At 68.0% G+C, this 3,327-nt stretch carries 2 protein-coding genes and 1 pseudogene; 2 read left to right on the forward strand and 1 reads right to left on the reverse strand.

What is annotated here, in order from left to right:
* The first annotated feature begins 1,005 nt into the window (after positions 1-1,005).
* Positions 1,006-1,242, forward strand: a complete 237-nt coding sequence (locus ABZ904_RS50890; RefSeq protein ID WP_361831127.1) for a hypothetical protein — start codon at positions 1,006-1,008, stop codon at positions 1,240-1,242.
* Between the two features lie 40 nt (positions 1,243-1,282).
* Here the strand turns inward: ABZ904_RS50890 and ABZ904_RS50895 are convergent, their stop codons facing one another.
* Positions 1,283-1,522 (reverse strand): hypothetical protein, encoded by a 240-nt coding sequence (locus ABZ904_RS50895; RefSeq protein WP_361006149.1) that lies wholly within the window; start codon positions 1,520-1,522, stop codon positions 1,283-1,285.
* Between the two features lie 219 nt (positions 1,523-1,741).
* Between ABZ904_RS50895 and ABZ904_RS50900 the strand changes: the two are divergent.
* Positions 1,742-2,980, forward strand: a pseudogene (locus ABZ904_RS50900) (SpoIIE family protein phosphatase).
* Positions 2,981-3,327 lie beyond the last annotated feature (347 nt).

Raw genomic sequence — 3,327 nt, forward strand, 5'->3', positions numbered from 1 at the left:
TCCTGATGGGCGGGGCATCGTCGACACGGGGGTGGGCGGCACCCCCGGCCCGCGGTCGACCGTGACGCGTACGCCGACGACCACCCCGTCGAAGCTGCCCGCTCCGGAAGTCCTGAATGTCCTGAGCGGACGTGCGCCGCCGGATCCACGCCCAGCGCCGCAGCACGTCCAACGTGGTCTCCGTCCCTGCGGAACCTCGCACTGCCGGCATCCCCTGCCCCATCAATTCCCCATTCCCATGCCCGCGGGCCACAGCACCAGGACGGTGCACATCGCGCCGTCGGACGCTTACTCGATCGTCGCTCCCCTGGCCGCCGCCCCTCAGCTGGCCATGCGAGCCAGAGCGCCTTGCCCACTCTCGCCGCATCACCTTGGCGACGATGGGGGATCCCCTCACCCTCCGCACGGTTGGTCGGCCACCGCATGATCATCGGGTGGTGTGTTGACTCCTGAAGATCGTTCGGTGGCCGCAAGCCGCAAGTTGATCATCCTTCGGCGTGTTGTGAGGTTGCGGCGACCATGGGGCCAGTGCGGTGGGTGTCAGTGGGCTCGGCTTGGATGGCTCCGTGTCGGTGCATGAAGTGATCAAGCAGCTGCCTGCCATCGCGACTGTCCGCGATCGATCCAGGGCCCTGGCGATGCTGGACGCCGTTCTGAGCCCTGAGTGGCAGTGGAGGTACTACTCCTTCGATTCCGGCTGGTTGCCGGGAGAGGAGATGGCCTCGATGAGGGACGGCGCCGGCAACGACTACGCCATCGTGTTTTCCGCCGCTGGGGTGTATGCCCAGGCGTGCGACCACGAGTCGCCGATGTCTCCGTATCACGTTGCGCCTCCGGCACCCTGGCCTGGGTCTCTTCGACTCGGTCCCGGACGTCTTCCGTCCCTATGTGGACGAGCCCGCCTTCGCCGACCACAATGGACTGCCCCGAGCGACCGTCTGCTTCTGGCGCGGGAGCTCCGACAGCCGGTGGAGGTGCGGCGAAGTTCATGTGCCGGACGAGGACATGGACGACGCCGACGGTGCTGAGTGGCTGTTCGATCTGCTCATCGCGGGCAGTGCCGAGGCCTACCGGGAGTTCGCCGAGGAGGTCTACGAGCTCACGCTGGATCTGGCCGCGGTCCAAGCGGTTTTTGATCTCACGCCGCTGACCCAGGAGATCGTCTCGGCGTTGAACCCGGAAGTGACACTTGGTGGTCTGGCCAAGGACATCGCCCAGATCGGTTACCCGACGACCGGATGAGCGCCGGTGGCCGGCGTAACGCGGCTGGCCATCTCGGACTTCATTCAGGCGGGCCAAGGCGGGATTCCTCGGGGACGTCGGTGGGATCGTCGAGGGGTTGGCTGAGGTCGGTCAGCAGCTTCTCGATGCGGCCGGCGGTGCAGCGGTGGCGTTCGACCTCCCGGTCCCAGCCGTGGTTGGCGGCGTCGGTGGCGAGGGCGTGCTCGACCTTGCGCCGTGCTCGCAGCCGGGGTGCGTAGGCGGGTGTGGTGACGAACTTCGCGCAGGTCAGGCCTGCCATCCTCCCAGGATCGGACGCGGAGGCTGGGAGGGGATCCGCCCTAAAGGCTCACAGACCGACGGCGGTGGAGGTCGCACGAAAACCCTGCCTCGGATGTCCCAGCATCGTCCCGGCCAGCGGCTCTCCGACACTCCGGGCGCAGCAAAGCAGCGTGGCAATCGGTAACGCGCATAGTAGGACTACAGAAGGGGCCACCGGAGACGGGAGCGGAGTGCGCCTGTGACCACGCCGCCGATCGACTATCGAGCGTTGTTCGCTGCCACACTCAGTTCGTATCTGGTGCTGGGCCCCGATCTGGTGATCCTCGATGTCAACGAGGCGTTCTGCCACGAGGTCCGCCGCCCTCGGGAAGACCTGGTCGGGCGGTTTCTCTTCGACGCGTTCCCTGAGAATCCGGCAGACGCCGATGCCGAGGGGTTGCGGAACCGGCGAGCCTCACTGCACCGGGTTCTGTGCTCGGGGGAACCGGAGACGCTGGTGGTGCAGAAGTTCGACATCCCCGTGGCCGACCGCCTGGGGCTGTTCGAGGAACGGTGGGGATCCCCGACCAACGTCCCCGTACGCGGGCCGGACGGACAGGTGGCGTGGATCCTGCACCGGATGGAGGACGTGACCGATTTCGTACTCTCCCATGCCGAGCGCCTGCGGCCGGATCAGGCACCCGGCGAGCGGCAGGCCCTGGAGGCCGAACTCTACGTGCGAGCGCAGGAACTCCAGCGGTTGAATGAACAACTGCGGCAGGCCCACGCCAAAGAACGGAAGGTCGCCGTCACCCTCCAAGAGGCCATGATGCAGGCTCCGGACCTGGCTCGGCACCACAACATCGCGGTGCGCTACCGGCCCGCCGCCAAAGGACTCAACGTGTGCGGCGACTGGTACGACGTGGTGGACCTGCCCGACGGCGCTTCACCGTCGCGGTCGGCGACGTCGTCGGCCACGGCCTGGAGGCGGCCGCCGTGATGGGCATGCTCCGCAGCGCCCTGTCCGCCGCCGTCCGCGCCCTGCAAGAACCCGCCCAGGCCATGGAGGTCCTGGGTCTGTACGCACGATCGGTGGAAGGGGCACTGGCCACCACCGCGGTCAAAGCAGTCATCGACACTCACCGCCGCCACATCACCTACAGCAGCGCCGGCCACCCCCCACCAATCCTCGTCCGCCCCGACGGCACCTTCGTCCCGCTCGACCAGGCCACCGACCCGCCGCTGGGAGCCCGCCCCCAGCATGTCCCATGCCCAGGCCGCCCTGTCCTACAGCCCCGGCGAAACCCTCGTGCTCTACACCGACGGCCTCATCGAACGCCGCGGCGAAGACATCGACGCCGGCCTGCACCGGCTCACCGACGTCCTCGCCGCCCACGCCCGCCTCGAGCCTGAACACGTGGCCGACACCCTGCTGTCCCGCCTCGGCGTAAGCGACGGCGGAGACGACGACATCGCCCTGATCGTCGTCCGCCTATAAGCCCCCACTCCGAGTACGTGCCGGAACTGGCTGCTGGTCGGGGCTTGCTGGTGACCGGTGACGCGCCCGCCGCTCGTCGGTACGAGCCCTCGGCGCCGGGTGGTGTTGTCGGTCACCGCGGTGTACTCATCAAAGCCCGCACGCCAACGTGCGGCCGCCGACATGGTTCGGATTCTGTGGATCTCCCGCAGCAAAGACGAGTGACCAACCATGGGCTACACAGCCCGTTTCCGCAGTGTGGGCAATCCTGGCGCACGTCGTCTGGGCGCCCGATCGGAACCCAGCGGCCTGGCGGCCCCCGGTCCACGGCGACGAAAGCGGGAACCTCCAGGCGGAGACCGGTGGTC

Origin of the sequence: Streptomyces sp. NPDC046900, assembly GCF_040644975.1 — a bacterium.
Classification (GTDB): domain Bacteria; phylum Actinomycetota; class Actinomycetes; order Streptomycetales; family Streptomycetaceae; genus Streptomyces.

Excerpts from the sequence above, each read along its gene's own strand:
- ABZ904_RS50890 (WP_361831127.1), top strand. The coding sequence starts at position 1,006 with ATGGACGACGCCGACGGTGCTGAGTGGCTGTTCGATCTGCTCATCGCG.
- ABZ904_RS50895 (WP_361006149.1), bottom strand. The coding sequence starts at position 1,522 with ATGGCAGGCCTGACCTGCGCGAAGTTCGTCACCACACCCGCCTACGCA.